The sequence below is a fragment of the Micrococcus sp. KRD128 genome (genome assembly GCF_017168395.1).
Classification (GTDB): domain Bacteria; phylum Actinomycetota; class Actinomycetes; order Actinomycetales; family Micrococcaceae; genus Micrococcus; species Micrococcus luteus.
The window spans coordinates 123,382-145,275 of sequence record NZ_JABFAX010000019.1; the positions used below are offsets into that span (position 1 = coordinate 123,382).

Consider the following 21,894-nt stretch of genomic DNA (forward strand, 5'->3'; position numbering starts at 1 on the left):
ACCCGCCCGCGGCCCTCAACGGGGGCGACGCCGGGGGCGGCTGATCCAGGCCAGATAGGCACTGCCGCCGGTCAGGGCGGCGCCGCCGGCGGCCACCACCGGCCCGGCGAAGCGTCCGAGCCGGTCCTTGTACGCCACGAGCACGTTCGTGCCGCCGGTGATCATCGCGGCCACCACCATGGCGGCCACCACCCGGTCGCCCGTCCGTTCGAGGCGCGTCACGAGCGGCTCGAGCTCGCTCGCGCGGACGGTGACGTCGATCCCGCCGTCGTCGATGCGTTCCATCACCTTGCGGGCGTACTCGGGCAGGTCGATGCCGAGCTCGGCCGCCGCGATCGTGGCCCGGCCGATCCGGCCCGCCACCCGCCGGGGGTCGAGGTGCTCCCCCACGAGGCGCAGGGCGAAGGGGTCGAGCACGCGGGTGTAGTCGAAGCCGGGGTGCAGGCGGCGGCCGATGCCGTCCACGATGATCAGCATCCGCAGCAGCTGCACGAGCTCGGGCGGCAGGGACAGCCGGTGGCGCCGCACGAGGGCGAAGATCTCCGAGACCAGCTGCGCCACGCGGATGTCCTCGAGCTCCCGCCCCTCGAGGCGGCCGACGATCCGGGCCACCTCCAGCCGGAGCCGACGGCGGTCCACCGGGCCGCGCGGCGGGGCGATGTCCAGCAGGGCCCGCACCAGCCCGTCGGTGTCCTGCCGGGCCAGCGCCATGGCCAGGCCCGCGAACCGGCGCCGGAGGGACGGGGAGATCCGCCCGACGGAGCCGAAGTCGATGAACCCGACGGTCCCGTCCGGCTCGATGAACAGGTTGCCCGGGTGCGGGTCCGCGTGGAACACGCCGTGCTCGAACACCATGGCCAGCAGCACCTCGGCGGCCCGGTACGCCAGCTCCTCCCGGTCGATGCCGGCGGCGTCGAGTCCGGCCAGATCGTCCACGCGCAGCCCGGAGAGCTCCTGCATGGTCAGCACGCGCGAGGTGGTCAGGTCCCACTCGATCCACGGGAACCGCACGCCCGGGGTGTCCCGGAAGCCGGCGGCGATCTCCTCACAGGCCCGCGCCTCCACCACGTAGTCGAGCTCGGCGCGCAGGGAGCGGTCGAACTCGTCCACCATGGTCGGCACGTCCAGGTCGGCGACGGTCCGTGAGGCCCGCGACCATGTGGCCGCCAGCGTCCGCAGGATCTCCAGGTCCGCCTGGACCTGCTCCACCACACCGGGCTTGCGGACCTTCACGACGACGGCGCGCCCGTCATGCAGGCGCGCGCGGTGGGCCTGGCCGATGGAGGCGGTGGCCAGGGGTGCCCGGTCGAACCAGGCGAACAGGGTGTCGACGTCGGCGCCGAGGTCCTCCTCGACCGTCCGTGCGACGGCCTCGAAGGGCACCGCCGTCGTGCTGTCCGTGAGACGGGCGAATGCCGCGCAGTAGGCCTCGGGGAACAGGTCCGGGCGCGCCGAGATCAGCTGCCCGAGCTTGACGAAGGTGACGCCCAGCTCCTCGAACGTGCGCACGAACAGCTCGGGGCGGGCCTCGGCGTCGATGCCCAGGTGCGGCTCCCCCTCCTCGAGGGGCAGCCACCGGGAGAGCCCGGCCTGCACGGCCGTGGCCATGAGGCCGTTGCGGGCCATGACGTGGGCGATCTCGCGGTAGCGCTGCAGGTGGAGGGCCATGGCGCCCACGCTACCGACCGCGCGGAGGGGTGGGCCTCGCCGCTCAGTCGGCGTACCGCAGGGCGCCCGGCCGGACCCGTGCGTCGGCCCCGATCCGCATCCCGTCCGCGAGCGCGCCCGCCGTCCGCAGCTCCCGCAGCCGCGCCAGCACCCGGTCCCGCACGTCCCACGGGCTGAGGGTGTTGACGTTGATCTTGGTGGCGCCCTCGAAGCCGGCGAGTGTGGAGACGCGCCACTTGAGCATCACGCGCCAGGGCATCGGGGACGCGACGCCGGGCGGGCGGGTGTGCCATTCCTCGTTGGAGGGGACGTCGGGCCCGGTGGCCGCGTGGGCGGCGTGCAGCAGGTCGGACACGGCGCGCAGCTCGGCCGCGGACTGCCGCCACGGCTGCCCCATCGGGCTCGTGGAGTAGACCTCGACCGTCGGGTACCGGTGGCCGAAGCCGGCGAACATCACGGCGTGCTCGTTGGCGGCGATCACGAGGTCGTGCGCCACGGCCACGTCCAGCGCCGCGTGGTTGAACACCTGCGGGTCCTCGCGCAGCCGGTCCAGGGCGGCGGCGTTCTGCGCGCCGACCTCGTCGATGGCCACGAGCTGCTTGTGCAGGTGGTCGAAGGAGGCGCCGGCGGGCTTGAGCCAGTTCTGGAACACGGAGACGTACCGCACGGCGGGCGTGGTCGCGTAGAGGTCCCGCATCGCGTCGGCGGTCAGGGCCAGGAACGCGTGGTGCTCGTCCGGGGTGAGGGTGCCCGAGGAGGCCAGCTGGTGGTCGTCCACGGCGCCGTCGACGAAGTGCCGCCGGGCGATCACCACGTCGTGCGTGCCGCCGAAGAATGCGGCCGACGCCGCGATCAGCTCCGCGTCGGACATCGCCGCCGCCTCCTCGGCGGAGCGGCCGGCGGCGCGCAGCTTCGCGGCGACGACGGCGTGCACGTGGGAGCGGCCGGCCTCGGTGGCCAGGTACTCGTCACGGCGGCGGCGCGCGTCCGGGGGGAGTTCGTAGCCGTGGTTGAGACGCCAGTAGTCGTAGCTGAGGATCTCGAAGAGGTTGGGGACCCGGCGAAAGGCCGGGGTCGTCTCCCCGAGCCGCTCCGCGGCCGGGTGCCGCAGGATCTGCCAGGCCGGGGCGCCGTCGTCGGCCCTCATGGAGACGATGCGTGACTTCTCCGGCGGCGTCTCCAGCATCCGGTGCTCGCAGAAGGCGCAGTGCCGGCCGTGCTGGGCGGGGTCGAGCGGCTGCGGGGCGGGCCGGACGAGGCCGAGCGGGCGGTGGCCGCGGCCGGGCACGGTCCAGACCTCGGTGCCGGTGAAGGGGTTGCGCTGCTTGACGGTGCCGTCCGGCAGTCGGGTGAGGGGCTCGCTCAGAGACGGGTGCACGAGGCCAGAGTACGAGGCGGTGCCGGCCCGGGCAGGCCGGCGCCGACGCGCCTGCCGGTCAGAACTCGAGCAGCACTTTGCCCTTCGCATGGTGGGACTCGAGACGCTCGAACGCCTGTTCCCAATCGGCCAGGGGGTAGCGGCTGTCCACGGTCACGGCCAGCTCGCCGGCGTCCACGAGCCGGACGAGCTCGGCCAGGCCTGCCCCGTCCGGATGCATGAGGAAGAACTCGTAGGTCACCCCGGCCTTCTTCGCGGCCCGACGCACCTTCGCACTGGCCACCCGGGAGACGACGGCGGCCAGCGGCCGACGCGACGGGCGCGCGGTCTCACGAAGGCTGCCGGGGCTCGGCGGGCCCGCGATGGTCACCAGCCGGCCGCCGGGCTCGATCGAGCCGAGCAGCTCGGCCATCTGATCACCGCCGATGAGGTCGAACACCTTGTCGAAGCGCTCGCCCCCCTCTGCGACGGTGCGGGCGCGATAGTCGATCACCGCGTCGGCGCCGGCCTCGCGGACGTACGGCTCACCCGCCGCGGAGGCGGTCACGGTCACGTGCGCGCCGCGCAGGTGTGCCAGGCGCGTGGCGATCAGCCCGACGCCGCCGGCGGCCCCGGTGATCAGCAGCCGCTCCCCGGGCTGCAGGTCCAGGTGCTCCGGGCCAAGTGCCTGCTGGGCGGTCAGGCCGGCGAGCGGCAGGCCGGCCGCGTCCGTCAGGGGCATGCGGGCGGGCGCGGCGGCCACCCAGTCCGCGCGCACCGCAGCCAGCTCGGCGAACGCCCCGTGGCCGGATGGGTCCACGCGGGTGATGACCGCGTCACCCGGGGCGAACGCGGTCACCCCGGCGCCCACGGTCTCGACGGTGCCGCTGAGCTCGTTGCCGGCGACCGTGGGGAAGTCGTCGGGGGCGATGGCCTTGAAATCGCCTTCGCGATGCATCGCGTCGACGGGGTTGAGGCCGACCGCGCGGGTGCGGATCAGCACCTCTCCGGCGCCGGCCGTGGGGGCGGGGACGTCGGTGAGGGCCATAGCCTCACGGCCGCCGTAGGACTGGAGGACGAGTGCTCGCATGCCGCCGAGCCTAGGCGCGCCGACCCGGAGTGCCGAGCCCTGTTCGCCGTCGTCGATCACGCAGGGCGGGCTCGGTGACCTCCGGCGTGATCATCCCCACGGCCACCCGTGACGCGGGTACGCTGATCGCTGTTCCACGTCACAGCGCTCTCGCTCGACTCGTCTCACCCGCACGGAGGCCTCACCCATGTCGTCCCGCATCCACCACCCCGGCCTCCGGTCGAAGGTGATGTCCGCCGCGGAGGCGGCGGCGTTCATCCAGCACGGCACCACCGTGGGCATGAGCGGGTTCACGGGGTCCGGCTACCCGAAGGCCGTGCCGATGGCGCTGGCCGAGCGCGCGAAGGCGCTGCACGCGCGCGGCGAGGAGTTCCGCATCAACCTCCACACGGGGGCGTCCACCTCCGCAGAGATGGACGGCGCTCTGGCCGAGGCGGACGCCGTCGCGCTGCGCACCCCGTTCCAGTCGGACCCGACGATGCGCGCCAAGATCAACGCGGGCGCCATCGAGTACATCGACACGCACCTGTCCCACCTGGCGCAGGCCGTGTGGAACGGCTTCTACGGGCCCATGACCACCGCGGTGATCGAGGTGTCCGGGATCCGCGAGGACGGCCGTCTCGTCCCCAGCTCCTCCGTGGGCAACAACAAGTCCTGGATCGACCTGGCGGATCAGGTGATCCTCGAGGTCAACTCGTGGCAGAGCGAGGACCTCGAGGGTCTGCATGACGTCTACTACGGCACCGCGCTGCCCCCGCACCGCTCGCCGATCATGCTCACCCACCCGGCGGACCGCATCGGTGAGACGTACCTGCGGTGCGATCCGGCCAAGGTGGTGGCCGTCGTCGAGACCCACGCCCCGGACCGCAACTCCGCCTTCAAGCCCGCCGACGCGGACTCGATCGCGATCGCCCAGCACCTCGTGGAGTTCTTCGAGCACGAGGTGGCCCAGGGCCGGTACGACGAGCGGCTGCTGCCGCTGCAGTCGGGCGTGGGCAACATCGCGAACGCGGTGATGTCCGAGCTGGTGAAGTCCCGGTTCACGGGCCTGTCCGCGTTCACCGAGGTGGTGCAGGACGGCATGCTCGACGCCCTGGACTCCGGCACCCTGGCGACCGCGTCCGCGACCGCGTTCTCCCTGTCCACCGAGGCCGCCGAACGGTTCAACGACAACGCCGCGAAGTATCGGGACAAGCTGATCCTGCGCACCCAGGAGATCTCCAACCACCCCGAGCTCGTGCGCCGCCTCGGCATCCTCGCCATGAACGGCATGCTCGAGGCCGACCTGTACGGCAACGTGAACTCCACGCACCTGATGGGCACGAAGATGATGAACGGCCTCGGCGGCTCCGGCGACTTCGCCCGCAACGCCTTCACCTCGTTCTTCCTCACCCCGTCCACGGCCAAGGGCGGGGACATCTCCTGCATCGTGCCGATGGTCTCGCACGTGGACCACACAGAGCACGACGTGCACGTGGTGGTCACCGAGCAGGGGCTGGCCGATCTGCGCGGCCTCTCCCCCAAGCAGCGCGCCCGCACGATCATCGACACGTGCGCGCACCCGGACTACAGGGAGCCGCTGCGGGACTACTTCGACCGCGCGATGCGTGAGTCGGAGGGTCTGCACACCCCGCACCTGCTGGGCGAGGCTCTGTCCTGGCACCAGCGCTTCCTCGAGACCGGGACGATGCGTCAGGGCTGACGGCCCGCCGGACCGGACACCGACGAGACACCTGCGGGTCACCTGCGACGGGGCACCCTACAGTGGGCCGTACCTCGCCCCTGTGGCCGAGGTCTCACCGTCTCTCGCACCTCGGAGGAGTCCCATGACCTCGCCCACCGGTGGGTCCACCGCCGCCGACGCCTCACCCCGGAAGCGCGCTCCGGGGGGCCTGCTCAACAGGTTCCTCAACGTGATCGAATGGAGCGGCAACAAGCTCCCGGACCCGATCATCATCTTCGCGGCCCTCTGCGCCCTGACCCTGACGGCGTCTGCCGTGGCCGGGCTGAGCGGGTGGAGCGCGGTCCATCCGGGCACGGGTGAGACCCTCGTGGCGACCAATCTGCTCAGCGCGGAGGGCATGCGCGTCGTCATCGGCGACGCCGCCAAGACCTTCGGCGCCTTCGCCCCGCTGGGACAGGTGCTCATCATCATGTTCGGCATCGGCGTGGCCGAGCGGTCGGGCTGGTTCGAGGTCGGCCTGACGCAGTCCATGACCAGCGCCCCCAAGGGCCTGATCATCCCCGCGATCGCGCTCATCGGCCTGCTGGGCAACATCGCCGGCGACGCCGCCCCGATCGTGCTGCCCCCGCTGGCCGCCCTGATCTTCCTCAAGCTGGGCTGGCACCCGATCGCCGGCATCGCCCTGGCCTACGCGGCCGCGACCGGTGGCTTCGCGGCGAACCTGATGATCGGCATGTCCGACGCGCTCGTCCAGGGCTTCACGCAGGAGGCCGCGGTCATCATCGACCCCGACATCGAGACGACCGTCCCGATGAACTGGTGGTTCATCGCCGCCTCCGTCGTCGTCCTCCTGCCGGTGCTGTGGCTCGTCACCACCAAGATCGCGATCCCCCGCCTGGGCGCCTACCAGGCGACGGACGACGTCGAGGCCGGGGACATGGAGGTCACTGACGTCCAGCGCCGGGCCAACCGGTGGGCCCTGGTGGCGCTGGCGCTGTTCGCCGCGCTCGTGGTGGCCGCCTGCATCCCCCAGGGCTCGTTCCTGCGCAACGCCGAGACCGGCTCCCTGACCACCGACGCGCCCCTGATGAACGGCATCGGGCTGATCCTGGCCCTGGCGTTCTTCCTCCCGGGGCTGGTCTACGGGGTCCGGGCGAAGACGATCACGCGCTCCTCGGACGTCGCCCGCATGATGGTGGAGTCCATGGCCACGATGGCCAGCTTCATCGTCGTCGTGTTCTTCGCCTCGCAGCTGCTGTCGTACGTGAGCGCGTCCAACATGGGCGCCATCCTGGCCATCCGCGGCGCCGAACTGCTCGAGGGCCAGGACGGCATCGTGCTGATCCTCGGGATCATCGCGATCTCCGCCGTCGTGAACCTCTTCGTCGGGTCGGCCTCCGCCAAGTGGGCGATCCTGGCGCCGATCTTCATCCCGATGATGATGCTGCTGGGCTACCACCCGGCGTTCACGCAGATGGTGTACCGCATCGGCGACGCCGTCACGAACCCGATCACGCCCATGTTCCCGTACTTCGCCCTGGTGCTGACCTACGCCCAGCGCTACGACAAGAAGCTCGGCATCGGCACGTTCATCTCCACGCTGGTGCCCTACTCGCTCGCGATGGGCCTGGTGTGGACCGCCATGATGGTCGTCTGGTACCTGCTGGGCTGGCCGTTGGGGCCGGACGGTCCCATCCACCTGCCCACCCCGTGACGCCCCGCCCCGACCGAGAGGAGACCCCATGTCGACCGACATCGACGCCTACCAGGACCAGCTCGTCGCCTGGCGCCGTCACCTGCACCAGCACCCGGAGGCCTCGTTCGAGGAGCACGAGACCGTCCGCTACATCCGTGCCGAGCTGGAGCCGCGCCTGCCGGGCGCCACGTTCGAGAACCTCACGCCGACGAGCCTGGTGGTGACCCTGGACACCGGCCGCCCCGGCCCCACCCTGGGTCTGCGCGCGGACATCGACGGGCTGGCCATGACCGAGGACCGCCCCGACCTGGACTTCGCCTCGACCACGCCGGGTCGCATGCACGGCTGCGGTCACGACGGGCACACGGCCACCATCATGTCCGCCCTGGTCTGGGCGCATGATCACCTGGACGAGCTGACCGGCACCGTGCTCGGCATCTTCCAGCATGCGGAGGAGACCCCGCCCGGCGGCGCCAAGGAGATGGTGGAGACGGGCCGGTTCGCGGACGTCGACTACTTCTTCGGCTTCCACTACTGGAGCACCCTCCCCACGGGCACGGTCGACATCAAGCCCGGCCCGGCCTCGGCGAACTCGGACCTGTTCGAGGTGCACCTGCGGGGCGAGGGCGCCCACGCGTCCACCCCGGAGGACGCCGTGGACGTGGTCACCGCGGCCAGCTCCCTGATCCAGCAGTTCCTGCTCATCCCGTCCCGCCGGGTGGCCGGCCTGGACCCGTGCGTGGTGTCCACGACCTGGATGGACGCCGGGCGTCAGTCGGCGCTGAACGTGTACCCACCGGAGGCGCACATCGGCGGCGTGGTCCGCACACACGACGACGACGTGCGGGACACCGTCGAGGCGGCGATGCGGGACATGGTCCGCGGCCTCGAGACGGCGAACCCCGGTCTGAGCTGCGAGCTGGACTACCTGCGCGGCTACGACATGGTGTGGAACGACCCGGCCCGCACCGCGGTGGTCCAGGAACTGTGCGAGGACCTGTTCCCGGGCTCGGTGATCACCGACCCGCCGATGCTCGGCGGCGAGGACTTCGCGGCCTTCTCCCGGACCGCGCCCGCCACATACGTGTTCGTGGGGGCCGGCAACGCCGCCAAGGGCTTCGACGCGGGTCACCACAACCCGCGGTTCGGGCTGGATGAGGACGCCTTCCCGATCGCCCTGCAGCTGGTCGTGGAGGTCCTGCGGAACGGGCCGCGCCTCGCGGCGGGGTGAGATCACGCCGGCTCCGGGCACGCGCCCGGAGCCGGCCCGGGACCGCAGGACCGGCGACGGCGTCAGCGGCGCCCGCCCTGCTCCCGCTCGGGGATTCCGGCAGCCCACAGGGCGGCCGCGATGAGGGCGGGCTGGCCGAACAGCCGCGCCAGGCGGCGGCCGTCGGTGTCCAGCCCGAAGCCGTCCTTGCGCTCGGCGTACTGCCCGATGTTCCCGGGGTAGATCGCGGTGTAGAAGGCCGCCAGGGCGGTGCCGGTCAGGCGACGCTGCCCGGGGAGCGCCAGCAGAGCGGCCCCGAGGCCGATCTCGGCCACGCCGGATCCGAGCACCACGAGGTCCGCCGGGAGCGGGACCCACGAGGGCACCTGGGCGCGGAACTCACGGCGCGCCACGGTGAGGTGGGACAGCCCCGCGGCGGTCATGAACCCGCCGAGGCCGAGGCGGGCGGCGGTCTGGGAGAGGGGGGCAGACTGCCGGCGCTTCGTCATCACGCCTCCCCGAGCTCGAGGACGACGTCGATGTTGCCCCGGGTGGCGTTCGAGTAGGGGCATACCTGATGCGCCTGCTCTATGAGGGCGCGGGCCTGGTCCGCGGGGACGTGGGGCAGCACGACCTCGAGGGTGACCTCCAGGCCGAAGCCCTCACCCTGGCGGCCGATGCCCACGCGCGCGCCGACGGAGGAGTCGGTGATGTCGGCACGGGAGGCCCGGGCGACCATCTGCAGGGCCGAGTGGAAGCACGCGGCGTAGCCGGCGGCGAACAGCTGCTCGGGGTTGCTGCCCTGGCCGGAGCCGCCCATCTCGGTGGGCACGGCGAGGTCGAGGTCGACCCGCCCGTCGGTGGTGCGGACGTGGCCGTCGCGGCCGACGCCGGTGCTGAGCGCCTCGGCGGTGTAGATGGTCTCCATGAGAGGTCCTTTCATCCGCCCGCCCCGTGCGGGACGAGTCGGCTCCAGCCTGCCACCCGATTAGGTCGCGCGCAACCAAGTTGTTCCCCAGCGACCACTAGAATCGCTTCCATGGATGCCGCGCCGACCCCCAGCCTCGCCCTCGAGGACCAGCTCTGCTTCGCCCTGCACCGGGCGGCGCGCGCCGTCACGCGCGGCTACGGCCCCCTGCTGTCCCGCCTCGGCCTCACCTACCCGCAGTACCTCGTGATGCTCACCCTGTGGCAGGCGGAGGGTGACGCCTCGGCCGAGACGGATGCGTCGACACCGGACGCCGGGGCGCTGGGGGTCGGCGCGCTGCGGGACAGGCTCGGCATGGACAACGGCACCATCACGCCTCTGGTGCGGCGCCTGGCCGGCATGGGGCTCGTCACGCGGGAGCGCGACGTCCGCGACGAGCGGCGCGTGCTGGTGCGGCTGACGGACGAGGGGCGGGCGCTGCGGGCGTCCGCCCGGACGGTCCCGGTGGACGCCCTCACCCGGATCCCCCTCGACGTCGCCGAGCGCCAGGTCCTCATGGACCAGCTGAACCGGATCACCGAGGCCGTCGGGCCGCGCTGAGACGGCGGGAGCGGCCCGCGTGCGGAGCGGGGGTCAGCGCACCCGGTCCAGGATCGCCCGGGCGACGGCGTCCGCCTCACGCTCGGGCAGCCAGTGGTCCGCGTCGAGCTTCACGAACCGGTACTCCCCCGTCACCTGCCCGGCCGTGAGCTCGGCGGCCCGCGGCCCCAGGGCCGCGTCCCGGGTGCCCCACACGTACGTGGTGGGGACCGACACGGGCGCGCTGCGCGTGGTGGTCACCAGATCCGGGTTCGCCCGATACCAGTTCACCGGACCGCGCAGGCTCTGCGGGGTGGAGAACCGGCGGGCGTAGTGCTCCGCCCCGGGGACCTGCCCCCGCTGCAGCAGGGAGCCCAGCCGTCGCGCGAGGATCCGTTCGGGGAGGGACGGTGCCTGGAAGGCGGCGATGTACCAGCTGCGGCGCAGCTGGTCAGGGCCGCGCAGGGCGCGGGCCAGGGCGGCCGGGTGCGGCGTGGACAGGACGGTCAGGGACGCGACGCGCTCGGGGTGGGCGGTGGCCATCGCCCAGGCGACGGCGCCGCCCCAGTCATGGCCGACGACGTGGACGCGCCGCGCCCCCGCCGCGTCCGCCAGCGCGACGGCGTCCCCCACGAGCGCCGGGAGGCGGTAGGCCGCCGTCGCCCGCGGAGCGGCCCCCGGGGAGTAGCCGCGCTGGTCCGGCGCGAGGGTGCGCAGACCCGCGGCGTGCAGCAGCGGCTCGACGTGCTTCCAGGACGTGGCGTCCTGCGGGAAGCCGTGCAGCAGCAGGACCACCTCCCCCTCGGCCGGTCCGCCGTCGCGGACGTCGAAGGTCAGGCCCTGATGCCGGAAGGTGGCCATGCCGCCCCCGAGTGCGCCGTCGCTCGTCACAGCCGCACGACCATCTTCCCCGTGTTGGCGCCCTCGAGCAGGTCGATGAACGCCTGGGGCGCGTTCTCCAGACCCTCCCGGGCGGTCTCGTCCCACTGGATCTTCCCGTCGGCGACCCACGGGCCCACGCGCTCGAGGAACTCGGGGCGGACCTGCACCGCGTACTTCTGCAGGACGAAGCCGCGCAGGGTCAGCCGCTTGCCGATCGCCAGGGCGAGGTTGCGCGGGGCGGCCGGCGGCTCCGTCGAGTTGTACTGGGCGATCGCACCGCACATCGCCACGCGGCCGTCGACCCGCATCGCGGCGATGGCGGCCTCGAGGTGGTCGCCGCCCACGTTGTCGAAGTAGACGTCGATCCCCTCCGGCGCGGCCTCGGCCAGCAGGTCCGTGGGCGAGCCGTCGTGGTAGTTGAACGCGGCGTCGAAGCCCAGCTCCTTCACCCACGCCACCTTCTCGGGCGTGCCCGCCGAGCCGACGACGCGCGAGGCACCCAGGAGGCGGGCGATCTGGCCGGCGACCGAGCCGACGGCCCCCGCGGCGCCCGAGATGAACACGGCGTCGCCCTCCTGCATCTCGGCCACGTGCACGAGGCCCGTGTAGGCGGTCAGACCCGTCATGCCCAGCACGCCCAGGTAGGTGCTGTCCGAGAACTGGGAGGTGTCCACGGCCTGGACGGTGTCGCCGTCGAGGACGGCGTGCTCGCGCCAGCCGAGTCCGTGGAGCACGGACGTGCCCTCCGGCACGTCCGCGTGGCGCGAGGCGATCACGGTGCCCACCGCGCCGCCGTCGAGCGGGGCGTCGAGCTGGAACGGGGGCACGTAGGACTCGACGTCGTTCATGCGGCCGCGCATGTACGGGTCCACGGACATCACGGTGTTGCGCACGAGGACCTGGCCCTCGGCGAGCTCGGGGAGCTCGACCTCCGTGAGGCGGAAGTTCTCCGGCGTCGGGGCGCCGTGGGGGCGGGAGGCGAGGTGGATCTCGCGCGTGCGGGTGGGGGTGCTCATCGAGTGGTCTCCTCGGGGTCGAAGTGGTGGGCTCGGCGGGGGGTCAGCGCGCGAGCAGGTCGAGGACGCGGCGGGCGGCGTCGGCGGAGGAGGCCGGGTTCTGACCGGTCACCAGGGTGCCGTCCGTGACCACGAAGCTCTCCTGATCCGGGCCCTTGCGGTAGTCCGCGCCGGCGGCGATCAGCGAGTCCTCGACGAGGAACGGGACGACGTCCGTCAGCTGGGCGGCCTCCTCCTCGCCGTTGGTGAACCCGGCGACCTGACGGCCGCGCACGAACGGGGTGCCGTCGGCGGCGGTGATCGGGTGCAGGATCCCGGGTGCGTGGCAGACGAGGCCGAGCGGGCGCCCGGCCTCGTCGCTGTCGAGGATGATCCGCGTGGAGTCGGCGTCGGACACCAGGTCCCACAGCGGGCCGTGACCGCCCGGGTAGAAGACGGCGTCGAACCCGTCCACGTCCACCTGGGCCAGGGGCGTGGTGTGGGCCAGGGCGGCCTTGGCCTCCTCGTCCTGGTCGAACCGGCGGGTGGCCTCGGTCTGCATCTCCGGCTGCGAGCTCGTCGGGTCGATGGGCGGCTGGCCGCCGCGGGGCGAGGCGAGGGTGACCTCGTGGCCGGCGTCCGTGAAGACGTAGTAGGGCGAGGCGAACTCCTCGAGCCAGAACCCGGTCTTGCGGCCGGTGTCACCCAGCTGGTCGTGCGAGGTGAGGATCATCAGGATGCGGGACATGTCTGGGGCCCTTTCGTTGGTGGGGACTGCACTCTCATGGTCGTACGCAACCGAATCTCGGGCAAGGGTGACGGTGCCCACCAGCCTCACGCTGCGGCGCCGCGCCCGGGAGCCCGCCTCGGGCCTCACCCGGACGCAGGCCGGCCCGAGAGCAGACCGACGGCGGCCCCCAGGATGGCCTCCAGCTCGGCCTGGCTGACGTCGCCCACCGTCGCCAGCCGGTGCAGCAGCGTGCCGACGACCAGGTCGAAGGCGAGGTCCACCGCGGCGGGGTCCAGGTCGACGTCCCCGGCGGGATCTGCCAGGGCCTCCCGGAGGAAGGGCTCGCGGAACCGCGAGCGCAGCCGCGCCCGCGTCTCGGGGTCGCGCATCGCCTGGGTCAGCAGGCCGCCGAGGAGTGCCCGGACCGGGGTGGTCTGGATCTGCGCGGCCAGACGGCGGACGGCGCGGCACAGCGTCGCGTCCGGCACGGGCCCGTCCGGATCGGCGGGCGGCAGGTCCAGCGCTGCGGCGAGGGCGTCCACGGCGAGCGCCTCCTTGGACGGCCACCGCCGGTACACCGTCGTCTTGGCCACCCCCGCCCGGGCGGCGACGGCGTCCACGGTGGCGCCGGCGTACCCCTCGTCGCCGGCCAACGCGACGGCGGCCGCCAGCACCGTCTCCTCCACGCCTTGACGGCGGGGCCTGCCCGCGCTTCGGTTCGCGGTCTTCGTCTGCACCGTCCTCCTGCCCTTGCCCCGGATCCTGTGACCGCCCTAGCATCACTGATGACGGTTGCGCGACTGATCGTAGCGTAAATGCACCCGTAGAGAGGGAGGCGCAGCACTCATGACCGAACCCGTGCGATTCACACCGGACGTCGAGCACCCCGCCGAACGCGAAGAGACCATCACCCGGGAGATCCTCGAGCAGATGGGCGAGGCCCAGCGCCAGGCCGCCGGCCGGCATCGGCACGCCCACCGCGACGCCCATGCCAAGAGCCACGCCATCCTCAAGGCCACCCTGGAGGTGCACGAGGGCCTGGCTCCCGAGCTGGCACAGGGCATCTTCGCCCGCCCGGGACGCTACGAGGCGGTCGCGCGGCTGTCCTCCGCCCCCGGAGACATCCACACCGACCGCACCCCCGCCCCGCGGGGCTGGGCCCTGAAGGTGCTCGGCGTGGAGGGCGAGCGCCTGCTGTCCGAGCCGGGCGGCCACAACCAGGACTTCCTGATGGTCAACTTCCCCACGCTGGCCTTCGGCACCGTGGGTCGCTATCAGGAGATGCTGGGGCTGCTGGAGAAGAACTCCCAGAACCCGGAGCTGCTGCAGCGGCTCGCCACCGGCGCCGCCCGAGTGGTGCGCGGGGCCGTGGAGGCCGTGGGCGGGACCCCCGGCGCCACCCTGCAGGGCCTGGGGCGGGACAACGCCCACGTCCTCGGCGAGACGTACTTCACCCAGGGCGCCCTGCGCTACGGCGACCACATCGCCAAGGTCTCGCTGGCGCCGGAGTCCGCGAACGTGCGCGCCCTGACCGGTCAGGACATGGACGTGGAGGACTTCTCCTCGATCCGGGACGTGGTCGCGGACTTCTTCTCCCACGAGGGCGCGGAGTACACGCTGCGCGCCCAGCTGGCGACGGACCTGGAGCAGATGCCCGTGGAGGACGCCTCCGTGCTCTGGGACGAGGAGCAGGCCCCCCACCAGCCCGTCGCGACCCTGCGGATCGCCCCGCAGGACACCTACAGCCCTCGCCGCCGCGTCTACGGCGACGACGTCCTGACCTTCAACCCGTGGAACGGCGTGGTCGAGCACCAGCCGCTGGGCTCGATCATGCGCGTCCGCCGGCACGCCTACGAGCAGTCCACCCGCTACCGCCACCAGTTCAACGACCGCCCGGCCCCCGAGCCGGCCACGCTGGACGAGATCCCGGACTGATCCCGGCCTCGCCCCTCACCATTCATCCCGAAGGATTCTCGAAGGAGGACCTCATGAACGACCGCCCCGACCCCCGACTGCAGAACGAGAGCCGCCTCGACGCCGTCAAACGCGCCGTCGAGGACGTCGCCCAGGACGCCCCCACGCTGGCCAAGATCGCCCTCGAGGCGATGATCCGCGAGCACAACCCGGACCTGTCCGGCACCGCCGACTCCGCCGGCCGCGTGGGGATGCGCTCGGGCAAGGTCTCGGAGCTGACCGCGATCGCCCGCCTCAAGCCGGGCGGTGCCGAACGGCTGCAGCGCATCTTCGACCTGACCCGCGGCAACATGGACGGCGCCCAGCGCGTGTCCACGCTCCACGACATGCGCTTCGTCTTCTTCGACGACAACACCCGCATCCTCTTCGCCACGGCCTACGACGGCGACTGGGACGCGTACATCAACGACTTCGCCACCAAGATCCCCGAGCTGATGGACCTCCTCTTCCAGAACGTGGAGGGGTGGCCGGGCATCGACAGCCCGACCGTGAAGGACTTCATCGCCGACCACCAGATCACCGCCTCCGGGTGGTTCGTGGCGAACCCGCAGGTCACCGTGGTGGACACGCGCCGACTGCAGCGCACCGAGGACGCGGTGAACACTTTCCTGGACCAGATGGCCGGGCGCACCGACCTGGACGAGGACACTGCGGCCGCCCTGAAGCAGCTCACCGACACGATCTCCACCCCCGAGGCGGTGGATTACTGAGATGGGCGTGCTCAAGGACCTGAAGGAACGTTTCGATCGGGAGCGGGTCGAGCTGGACCTGGACGACATCCAGGGCCTGGTGCTGCGGTCGCGGCCTGAGCCCTACGTCGGCGCCCACGCCATGCTGACCGTGGAGGAGGCCGAAGGCGGCCGGGACTTCGTCCGTCGCCTGGCCGAGCACGTCACCTCCGCGCAGGACTGGGCCGATGACCTGCAGTCCTGGACCGGCGTGGCGATCAGCTACGCCGGCCTGCGCGCCCTCGGGCTGCCCAAGGACTCCCTGGCCAGCTTCCCGCTGCCCTACCAGCAGGGGATGGCCGCCCGCGCCCAGCAGCTCATGGACACCGGGCCGAACGCCCCGGAGCACTGGGACGAGGCGTTCACCCAGGACGCCTGCCACATCGCGCTGACGATCTATGCGGCCGACGCCGACGCCCTGGACGCCGCCCTGGACCAGGCGCGGGAGGTGCTGGAGCACTCCACCGGAGTGACCCTGGTGGCCACCCACCGGTTCGGGGTGGACGAGCTGAACAAGAACCCCTTCGGCTTCCGGGACTCCATCTCGCAGCCGACGGTGGCCGGCAGCGGGGTGCGGCCCCAGCCGGGCCAGGAGCGCTCCATCTCCGCCGGCGAGTTCATCCTGGGCGAGAACAGCGAGACCGGCTCCCCGCTGGCCGTGCCGCAGCCGGACGTGCTGGGCCGCAACGGGACCTACGTGGTGCTGCGCAAGTTCGCCAGCCGGGTGGGCGCCTTCAACGAGTACCTGGCCTCGCACAGCCCGGACCCGGAGGAGCAGCACCGGATCGCCGCGAAGATGTTCGGTCGGTGGCGCAGCGGCGCCCCGCTCGTGCTCTCCCCGGACCACGACGACGAGGAGCTGGGCAACGACCCGGAGCGGCGCAACGACTTCACCTTCGAGGACGACCCGAAGGGCCTGATGTGCCCGCACTCCAGCCACATGCGCCGCCTCAACCCGCGGGACAGCGACCTGTCGATCATGACGGACGTCAACATCAAGCGGATCATCCGGCGCTCCTCGACCTACGGTCCCGGGTGGTCGCCGGAGGTGACCTCGGCCGACGACGCGAAGGAGGACCGCGGGATCTACTTCATCTTCATCAGCGCCCGGGCCTTCGACACGATCGAGTTCATGCAGCAGGAGTGGATCAACGGAGGCAACTTCGTCGACCTCGGCTCCGAGCGGGATCCGATCGTCGGTCTGCACGAGGACGACCCGACGCAGGGACGGTTCACCATCCCCGCCGAGCCGGCTCGCAAGCGCATCGACGGCATCACCACCTTCAACCGGATGGCCGGAGGCGAGTACCTCTTCATGCCCTCGCTCAGCGCCCTGCGGTGGATCGGTGAGGCGGGCTGGACCTCGGGCCAGTCGGACGCCGAGGCGTGATGCAGCCCCCGTCCCCGGGTGGCCCCGCGGGCGCCCAGCCATGGCAGGTGGACCTGGACTGGCTGTGGGGCACCCCGCCGGGCAACGACGGCTCCCCCGCGACCCTGCGGCTGGACGTCGTCGGCCCCGGGGCGTCCCGGGCCGCCGTCGCGTGGCTGGCCTCCCTGCCCGGGGACGAGGACGGCGTGCGGGGCAGGGGCGGCTGGCGCGCCGACCCGGGCGAGCAGCCCGACGCGGACGACCACGCGATCCTGCTGCTCACCTCGGCCGGTGAAGACGTGGCGGACGGGCTGGAGGACGCCGCCGACGACGCCCACGCGGCGCTGGCCGCCGTCGGGGGCCTCACCCTGAGGTGGACTCCCCTGCCCCGTGACCCGTCCCAATGAGGCCCTCCGCCGCGTGAGTAGGCTGGAGTGATGGCGACGGTACTTCTCGTGCGGCACGGCCGCACCACGGCCAACGCGTCCGGACTGCTGGCGGGCCGCACCCCCGGGGTCGGCCTGGACGAGCACGGACGGGAGCAGGCGGCCCGCACCGCGGATCGGATCGCGGCCGTGCCCGTGGCCGCGGTGGTGGCCAGCCCCCTGGAGCGGTGCGCGCAGACGGCCCGCGCCCTCCTTGATCGCCAGCCGGGGACGGTGCCCTCGCTGGTCGACGACGACCTCACCGAGTGCGACTACGGCCAGTGGCAGGGCCGCGCGCTCAGCGACCTGGCCACCGAGCCCCTGTGGGCGACGGTGCAGACCCAGCCGTCCGCCGTCGTCTTCCCCGGCGGGGAGTCCATGGCGGGCATGCAGGCCCGCGCGGTGGCGGCGATCCGCCGGCACGACGCCGCCGTCGAGGCCGAGCACGGGCCCGGGGCGGTGTGGGTGGCCGTGAGCCACGGGGACGTCATCAAGTCGATCCTGGCCGACGCGCTCGGCACGCACCTGGATCTGTTCCAGCGGATCGAGGTGGGGCCGGCGTCGGTGTCCATCGTGAGCTACGGACCAAGCCGACCGCGGGTCTGGGCGACCAATACCGACGCCGGGGACCTGTCCTGGCTCTCGAGCCTCGGCCCGTCCGACGACGCCCCGGTGGGCGGCGGCGCGGGCACCGGCCCCGGCGCGGTGGACGAGCAGACGCCTAGGATCGTGACATGACTGATGCACCTGCCCCCGCCCATGAGTTCGACTGGCCGGATCGGGTCGTGACCGGAACGCTCGGGCGTCCCGGAGCCCGCACGTTCTACCTGCAGGTGCGCACCGGGCCCCGGCTGGTGAGCCTGGCCCTCGAGAAGCAGCAGTCCGCCCTGATGGCGGAGATGATCGACGAGATCCTCGACGACCTGATGGCGCTGGAGGGCAACCCGCACAGCGTCCCGGCCAGCACCCCCGTGGAACTCGTGGACAACGATCCGCTGGACCCGGTGCAGGAGTGGTTCCGGGTGGGGGCCATCGGCCTGGGCTGGGACCCCACCACCGCGCAGGTGCTCATCGACGCGCACCCGCTCTCTGACGACGACGCCGACCCGGCGCTCGAGGCGGACGCCGAGGCCGTGCGCGTGCGGATGCCCGTCGGCGCCGCCCGGGCGTTCGCCCGGCGCACCCGGGAGGTCGTGGACGCCGGGCGCCCGTTCTGCTCGGACTGCGGCCAGCCCATCGACCCCGACGGTCACGACTGCACTCTTCCCGACTCCTGATGAGCGCCGCGGACGTGCCCGCCGGCGAGCTGGTGTCCGGGGAGCTGACGCTCACCGGCCGCATCACGACGGCGTCCAACGCCACGTTCCTCGGCGCGATCGGTGACACCCCGGTGGTCTACAAGCCGGTGGCCGGCGAGGCCCCGCTCTGGGACTTCCCCACCGGAACCCTGGCCCGCCGCGAAGTGGCCGCGTCCCTGGTGTCCGAGGCGCTGGGGTGGGACATCGTGCCGCGCACGTGGCTGCGAGACGGCCCGTTCGGCGAGGGCATGGTGCAGCTCTGGCAGGAGCAGGATCCTGAGCAGGACGCCGTGGACCTGTTCCCGGCGGACGAGGTGTCGGCCTCAGGGTGGCTCACGATCCTGGAGGGCGAGGACGAGGACGGGAATCGGCTGGCCCTGGCACACGAGGACTCGACGGCGCTGCGCCGCATGGCGGTCTTCGACGTGATCGTCAACAACGCCGACCGCAAGGGCGCCCACATCCTCGCCATGCCCGGCGGTCACCGGTACGGGGTGGACCACGGGCTCACGTTCCACGTGCAGGACAAGCTGCGGACCGTGCTGTGGGGATGGCTGGGCGAGGCGCTGAGCGAGGAGGAGCGCGACGGCGTCGCCCGGGTAGGCACGGGGCTCGACGGTGAGCTGGGGCGGGGGCTGGCGGAGCTGCTCAGTGCCGAGGAAGTCGAAGCCCTTGCCGAACGCTGTGCCCAGTTGCTCGACGACGGCATCTTCCCTGCCCCGAGCGGCCTGACGCAGGCCGTGCCCTGGCCGCTCTTCTGACGGGCCCCGCGATGCCTGACGACTCAGGAGCGCACTTCCTGGGTTCGTGTGCCTCGGCGGCTGGCTTCGAGGGTTGAGGTGAGCGTTCGAGCGTCGTAGCTGCCCAGCAACCGTCGGCCGTCGACGAAGAACGTCGGGGTGGCGTGCGCCCCGCTTGCATCAGCGCTTTCGAGATCCCGCTCCACACGGGCACGTACGGCGGCGCTATCGAGGTCAGCCGTGAACTGGGCGACATCCAGGCCCAGCTCTTCGGCGTAGCGGATCAGATCTTCGCGCTCGAGCGCATCTTGCCGCGTGAAGACGAAGTCCAGCCACGGCCAGAACATCCCCTGATTCGATGCCGCCCCGACGCTCGTGCGGCGAGGGGGCCGTGAGGGTGATGTGGCAGCTGGCGAACGACATACCGGAGATCGTCCCCGAACCGGCTGCGAAGGTCCTCCCAGGAACCCGTTGCGTGCGCGCAATAGGGACATTCGAAGTCGATGTACTCGACGAGCGTGAGCTGGGCGTCCTCGGGTCCGCGGATGTGGTCGACTTCAGGATCAACGGGTGGTGTGAGCACCATCGGCAGATCTGCCGTCTCCTCTCCCCAGCGTTTCGCAGCAACCCGGAAAATCAGCCAACCCAGCGCGGTCGCGAGCACCATCGCGACCAACACGCCGACGGTCGCCTGCCGACCCAGGTCGGACGTCGAGCCGAACGCGAGGCCGATCACCAGGAGCGACACGGTGAACCCGATCCCCGAAAGCGCCGCGCCGCCGAACACGCTGCCCATCCCGACACCCTCGGGCAGCCGACCGGCTCCAAGCTTCACAGCGACGAAGGTGGCGAGACCGATGCCGAGAAGTTTGCCGAGCACGAGACCCACGATGACTCCCCACGTCACGGAGGACTGGAAGGAATCGACGAGCACGCCGCCGCGCAGGTCGACGCCGGCGTTCGCGAGCGCGAAGATCGGGACGATGGCGAGCGCGGTCGGCATGCGCAAGACCTCGTGCATGCGTTCATTGACCGAGATACCTTGTGCCAAGCCTCGATCGACTGCGCGGGCCGATGCCGCGCTCGGCGACTGCCAGAAGTCGCGGAACAGCTGACGAGCCTCGACCACCTGTTGCCGACGCGTCGGGTAGGCGGGGATGAGGAGTCCTGCGACCATGCCCGCGAGGGAGGCGTGGACTCCGGAATCAACGGTCGCGAACCAGAGCACAATGACAATCAGCACGTACGGTGTGGCACTCCCTTGCCGCGAACGGCTCAGAAGCCACAACCCGGCAAGGCAGGCGACTGCGATCAGCAGCGGAACGAGCCGGATCTCGTCGCTGTAGACGATGCCGATGATGGAGACGGCGAGGAAGTCATCGACGACGGTGAGGGTGAGGAGGAACACCCGCAACTGGCCGGAGAGCTTCGGGCCGACGAGCGCGAGGGCACCCAACAGGAATGCGGTGTCGGTACCGACCACCGCGCCCCATCCACCGAGCCCGTCGCCGCCCGCGGCGGCCACGATCAGGATGTAGAAAACTGCGGGCAGTGCCACGCCGGCGACGCCAGCGATCAACGCGAGACGCGCGCGGCTGGCGTCTCGGAGCGTCCCATGCGCGAACTCCTGTCGCACCTCGAGGCCAACGACGAGGAAGAAGACCACCATGAGGCCGTCGTTGATCCAGTGGTGCAGGTTCATGTGCAGTCCGAACCCGCCGACGTCGAACCCGATCTCGACATCCCACAGCCCGAAATAGGCCTCGGAGAGTGGCGAGTTCGCCCAGAGCAGGGCGACCGCTGTGACGACGACCAAGAGCACAGCCGAACCCGCCTCCGTGCGAATCGCTCGCCAGCTCATGCGCCGTTCCTTCTGCCCGCTCGTCATGCGGGAAGCATATCGGCGCCCAAGGGCAGCGCCCGGCGGCGAGCCTTGTCGACCGTGCAGCGCGGCCGCAGGGACGGCGGGTGCACTCAGTCCACGAGCCCCGCCGCGGCACCGGCCGCACGGTAGTCCGCGGCGAGCGAGTCCAGGGTGGCGTGAGCGTTGAGCCCGCTGGGGTTCGGCGCCACGAACAGCCGCGTGCCCGGCCACGGCGTCTCCTGCTCCCCCAGCGCCGCCTTCGGGCGTCCGAACGCCTGCCGGTAGGCCGTCACCCCCAACACGGCGACGACGGCCGGCGCATGCGCTGCCACGAGCGCGTCCAGACGGGCGGGGGCGGCGGCGAGCTCCTCCGCGGTGAGCTCGTCGGCGCGGGCGGAGGCACGCGGGACGAGGTTGGAGATCCCGATGCCGCGGGCGTGCAGCTCGGCGAGGTCCTCGGCCTTGTAGCCGTCGGAGGCGTCGATCAGGTGTCGGGTGAGCCCTGCGCGGTACAGGGCCGGGTAGAAGCGGTTGCCGCGGCGGGCGAAGTGCGCACCGGTGGCGGCGGTCCACAGGCCGGGGTTGATGCCGATGAACAGCAGCCGCAGCGGGTCCGGCAGCAGGTCGGCGACGGTGCGGTCGCGGAACTGTTGGAGCTCGGCCTGGGTGAAGCGCAT

At 72.0% G+C, this 21,894-nt stretch carries 23 protein-coding genes; 11 read left to right on the forward strand and 12 right to left on the reverse strand.

All coding sequences use genetic code 11. The features are described from left to right. Positions 1 to 15: 15 nt before the first annotated feature. The 3 genes from J1M44_RS10155 to J1M44_RS10165 form a co-directional block, all read right to left on the reverse strand. The gene (locus tag J1M44_RS10155; RefSeq protein ID WP_206480931.1) at positions 16 to 1,668 is read right to left on the reverse strand and encodes an ABC1 kinase family protein; all 1,653 of its coding nucleotides are present in this window, start codon (positions 1,666 to 1,668) and stop codon (positions 16 to 18) included. A gap of 43 nt (positions 1,669 to 1,711) precedes the next feature. Further along, positions 1,712 to 3,034 carry a DUF4921 family protein gene (locus tag J1M44_RS10160; RefSeq protein WP_206480948.1) on the reverse strand — a complete coding sequence of 441 codons (1,323 nt, stop codon included), beginning with the start codon at positions 3,032 to 3,034 and terminating at the stop codon, positions 1,712 to 1,714. A 70-nt stretch (positions 3,035 to 3,104) separates the two neighbouring features. After that, complete coding sequence (locus tag J1M44_RS10165; RefSeq protein ID WP_049160996.1) at positions 3,105 to 4,115, reverse strand: NADP-dependent oxidoreductase; 1,011 nt, start codon at positions 4,113 to 4,115, stop codon at positions 3,105 to 3,107. 187 nt (positions 4,116 to 4,302) lie between these two features. On the opposite strand from J1M44_RS10165, the gene J1M44_RS10170 reads away from it, so the two are divergent. The 3 genes from J1M44_RS10170 to J1M44_RS10180 all read left to right on the forward strand — a co-directional run bounded on the left by J1M44_RS10170 (position 4,303) and on the right by J1M44_RS10180 (position 8,726). Next, the gene (locus J1M44_RS10170; protein WP_206480932.1) at positions 4,303 to 5,817 is read left to right on the forward strand and encodes an acetyl-CoA hydrolase/transferase family protein; all 1,515 of its coding nucleotides are present in this window, start codon (positions 4,303 to 4,305) and stop codon (positions 5,815 to 5,817) included. Positions 5,818 to 5,941: 124 nt separating this feature from the next. Then, positions 5,942 to 7,513: an AbgT family transporter gene (locus J1M44_RS10175; RefSeq protein WP_206480933.1), complete on the forward strand. Its 1,572-nt coding sequence runs from the start codon at positions 5,942 to 5,944 to the stop codon at positions 7,511 to 7,513. 28 nt (positions 7,514 to 7,541) lie between these two features. Next, positions 7,542 to 8,726, forward strand: a complete 1,185-nt coding sequence (locus J1M44_RS10180; RefSeq protein ID WP_206480934.1) for a M20 metallopeptidase family protein — start codon at positions 7,542 to 7,544, stop codon at positions 8,724 to 8,726. A gap of 62 nt (positions 8,727 to 8,788) precedes the next feature. Here J1M44_RS10180 and J1M44_RS10185 read toward each other — a convergent pair whose 3' ends face one another. Both J1M44_RS10185 and J1M44_RS10190 read right to left on the reverse strand, forming a co-directional pair. Then, on the reverse strand, positions 8,789 to 9,214 hold the full coding sequence (locus J1M44_RS10185; RefSeq protein ID WP_002855230.1) for a DoxX family protein: 426 nt from the start codon (positions 9,212 to 9,214) through the stop codon (positions 8,789 to 8,791). After that, positions 9,214 to 9,633: an organic hydroperoxide resistance protein gene (locus J1M44_RS10190; RefSeq protein WP_144824809.1), complete on the reverse strand. Its 420-nt coding sequence runs from the start codon at positions 9,631 to 9,633 to the stop codon at positions 9,214 to 9,216. Before J1M44_RS10190 ends, J1M44_RS10185 begins: the two co-directional genes overlap by 1 nt. A gap of 111 nt (positions 9,634 to 9,744) precedes the next feature. Here J1M44_RS10190 and J1M44_RS10195 point away from each other — a divergent pair, with 111 nt between their 5' ends. Continuing rightward, a complete protein-coding gene (locus J1M44_RS10195) occupies positions 9,745 to 10,233 on the forward strand; it encodes a MarR family winged helix-turn-helix transcriptional regulator (protein ID WP_206480935.1) in 489 nt (162 codons plus the stop codon). Positions 10,234 to 10,266: 33 nt separating this feature from the next. Here the strand turns inward: J1M44_RS10195 and J1M44_RS10200 are convergent, their stop codons facing one another. The 4 genes from J1M44_RS10200 to J1M44_RS10215 form a co-directional block, all read right to left on the reverse strand. Beyond that, the gene (locus tag J1M44_RS10200; protein ID WP_241253002.1) at positions 10,267 to 11,073 is read right to left on the reverse strand and encodes an alpha/beta fold hydrolase; all 807 of its coding nucleotides are present in this window, start codon (positions 11,071 to 11,073) and stop codon (positions 10,267 to 10,269) included. 26 nt (positions 11,074 to 11,099) lie between these two features. Beyond that, entirely contained in the window at positions 11,100 to 12,110 is a 1,011-nt protein-coding gene (locus J1M44_RS10205) for an NADP-dependent oxidoreductase (RefSeq protein WP_145032929.1), read from the reverse strand. 43 nt (positions 12,111 to 12,153) lie between these two features. Beyond that, a complete protein-coding gene (locus tag J1M44_RS10210) occupies positions 12,154 to 12,837 on the reverse strand; it encodes a type 1 glutamine amidotransferase domain-containing protein (RefSeq protein ID WP_145032932.1) in 684 nt (227 codons plus the stop codon). A 125-nt stretch (positions 12,838 to 12,962) separates the two neighbouring features. After that, positions 12,963 to 13,505 carry a TetR/AcrR family transcriptional regulator gene (locus J1M44_RS10215; RefSeq protein ID WP_145032935.1) on the reverse strand — a complete coding sequence of 181 codons (543 nt, stop codon included), beginning with the start codon at positions 13,503 to 13,505 and terminating at the stop codon, positions 12,963 to 12,965. A 160-nt stretch (positions 13,506 to 13,665) separates the two neighbouring features. Between J1M44_RS10215 and J1M44_RS10220 the strand changes: the two genes are divergently transcribed. From J1M44_RS10220 to J1M44_RS10250, 7 genes are read left to right on the forward strand one after another with little or no spacing between them, the layout of a single operon-like run. After that, positions 13,666 to 14,754 carry a catalase family protein gene (locus J1M44_RS10220; protein ID WP_145032938.1) on the forward strand — a complete coding sequence of 363 codons (1,089 nt, stop codon included), beginning with the start codon at positions 13,666 to 13,668 and terminating at the stop codon, positions 14,752 to 14,754. A gap of 53 nt (positions 14,755 to 14,807) precedes the next feature. Beyond that, the gene (locus tag J1M44_RS10225; RefSeq protein WP_136940306.1) at positions 14,808 to 15,503 is read left to right on the forward strand and encodes a hypothetical protein; all 696 of its coding nucleotides are present in this window, start codon (positions 14,808 to 14,810) and stop codon (positions 15,501 to 15,503) included. 1 nt (position 15,504) lies between these two features. Further along, on the forward strand, positions 15,505 to 16,911 hold the full coding sequence (locus J1M44_RS10230) for a Dyp-type peroxidase (protein ID WP_145032941.1): 1,407 nt from the start codon (positions 15,505 to 15,507) through the stop codon (positions 16,909 to 16,911). Further along, positions 16,911 to 17,297 (forward strand): hypothetical protein, encoded by a 387-nt coding sequence (locus J1M44_RS10235; RefSeq protein ID WP_098470637.1) that lies wholly within the window; start codon positions 16,911 to 16,913, stop codon positions 17,295 to 17,297. The genes J1M44_RS10230 and J1M44_RS10235 overlap by 1 nt, the downstream gene beginning before the upstream one ends. A 30-nt stretch (positions 17,298 to 17,327) precedes the next feature. Then, a complete protein-coding gene (locus J1M44_RS10240; protein ID WP_186321688.1) occupies positions 17,328 to 18,053 on the forward strand; it encodes a histidine phosphatase family protein in 726 nt (241 codons plus the stop codon). Further along, positions 18,050 to 18,592 carry a DUF3090 domain-containing protein gene (locus J1M44_RS10245; RefSeq protein WP_145032943.1) on the forward strand — a complete coding sequence of 181 codons (543 nt, stop codon included), beginning with the start codon at positions 18,050 to 18,052 and terminating at the stop codon, positions 18,590 to 18,592. The genes J1M44_RS10240 and J1M44_RS10245 overlap by 4 nt, the downstream gene beginning before the upstream one ends. Further along, the gene (locus J1M44_RS10250) at positions 18,592 to 19,374 is read left to right on the forward strand and encodes an SCO1664 family protein (protein WP_145032946.1); all 783 of its coding nucleotides are present in this window, start codon (positions 18,592 to 18,594) and stop codon (positions 19,372 to 19,374) included. The genes J1M44_RS10245 and J1M44_RS10250 overlap by 1 nt, the downstream gene beginning before the upstream one ends. A gap of 23 nt (positions 19,375 to 19,397) precedes the next feature. Here the strand turns inward: J1M44_RS10250 and J1M44_RS11895 are convergent, their stop codons facing one another. The 3 genes from J1M44_RS11895 to J1M44_RS10260 all read right to left on the reverse strand — a co-directional run bounded on the left by J1M44_RS11895 (position 19,398) and on the right by J1M44_RS10260 (position 21,894). Then, complete coding sequence (locus tag J1M44_RS11895) at positions 19,398 to 19,700, reverse strand: DsbA family protein (RefSeq protein WP_274607910.1); 303 nt, start codon at positions 19,698 to 19,700, stop codon at positions 19,398 to 19,400. Beyond that, on the reverse strand, positions 19,637 to 21,241 hold the full coding sequence (gene nhaA, locus J1M44_RS10255) for a Na+/H+ antiporter NhaA (RefSeq protein ID WP_274607911.1): 1,605 nt from the start codon (positions 21,239 to 21,241) through the stop codon (positions 19,637 to 19,639). The genes J1M44_RS11895 and nhaA overlap by 64 nt, the downstream gene beginning before the upstream one ends. An 86-nt stretch (positions 21,242 to 21,327) precedes the next feature. Next, complete coding sequence (locus J1M44_RS10260) at positions 21,328 to 21,894, reverse strand: mismatch-specific DNA-glycosylase (RefSeq protein WP_145032949.1); 567 nt, start codon at positions 21,892 to 21,894, stop codon at positions 21,328 to 21,330.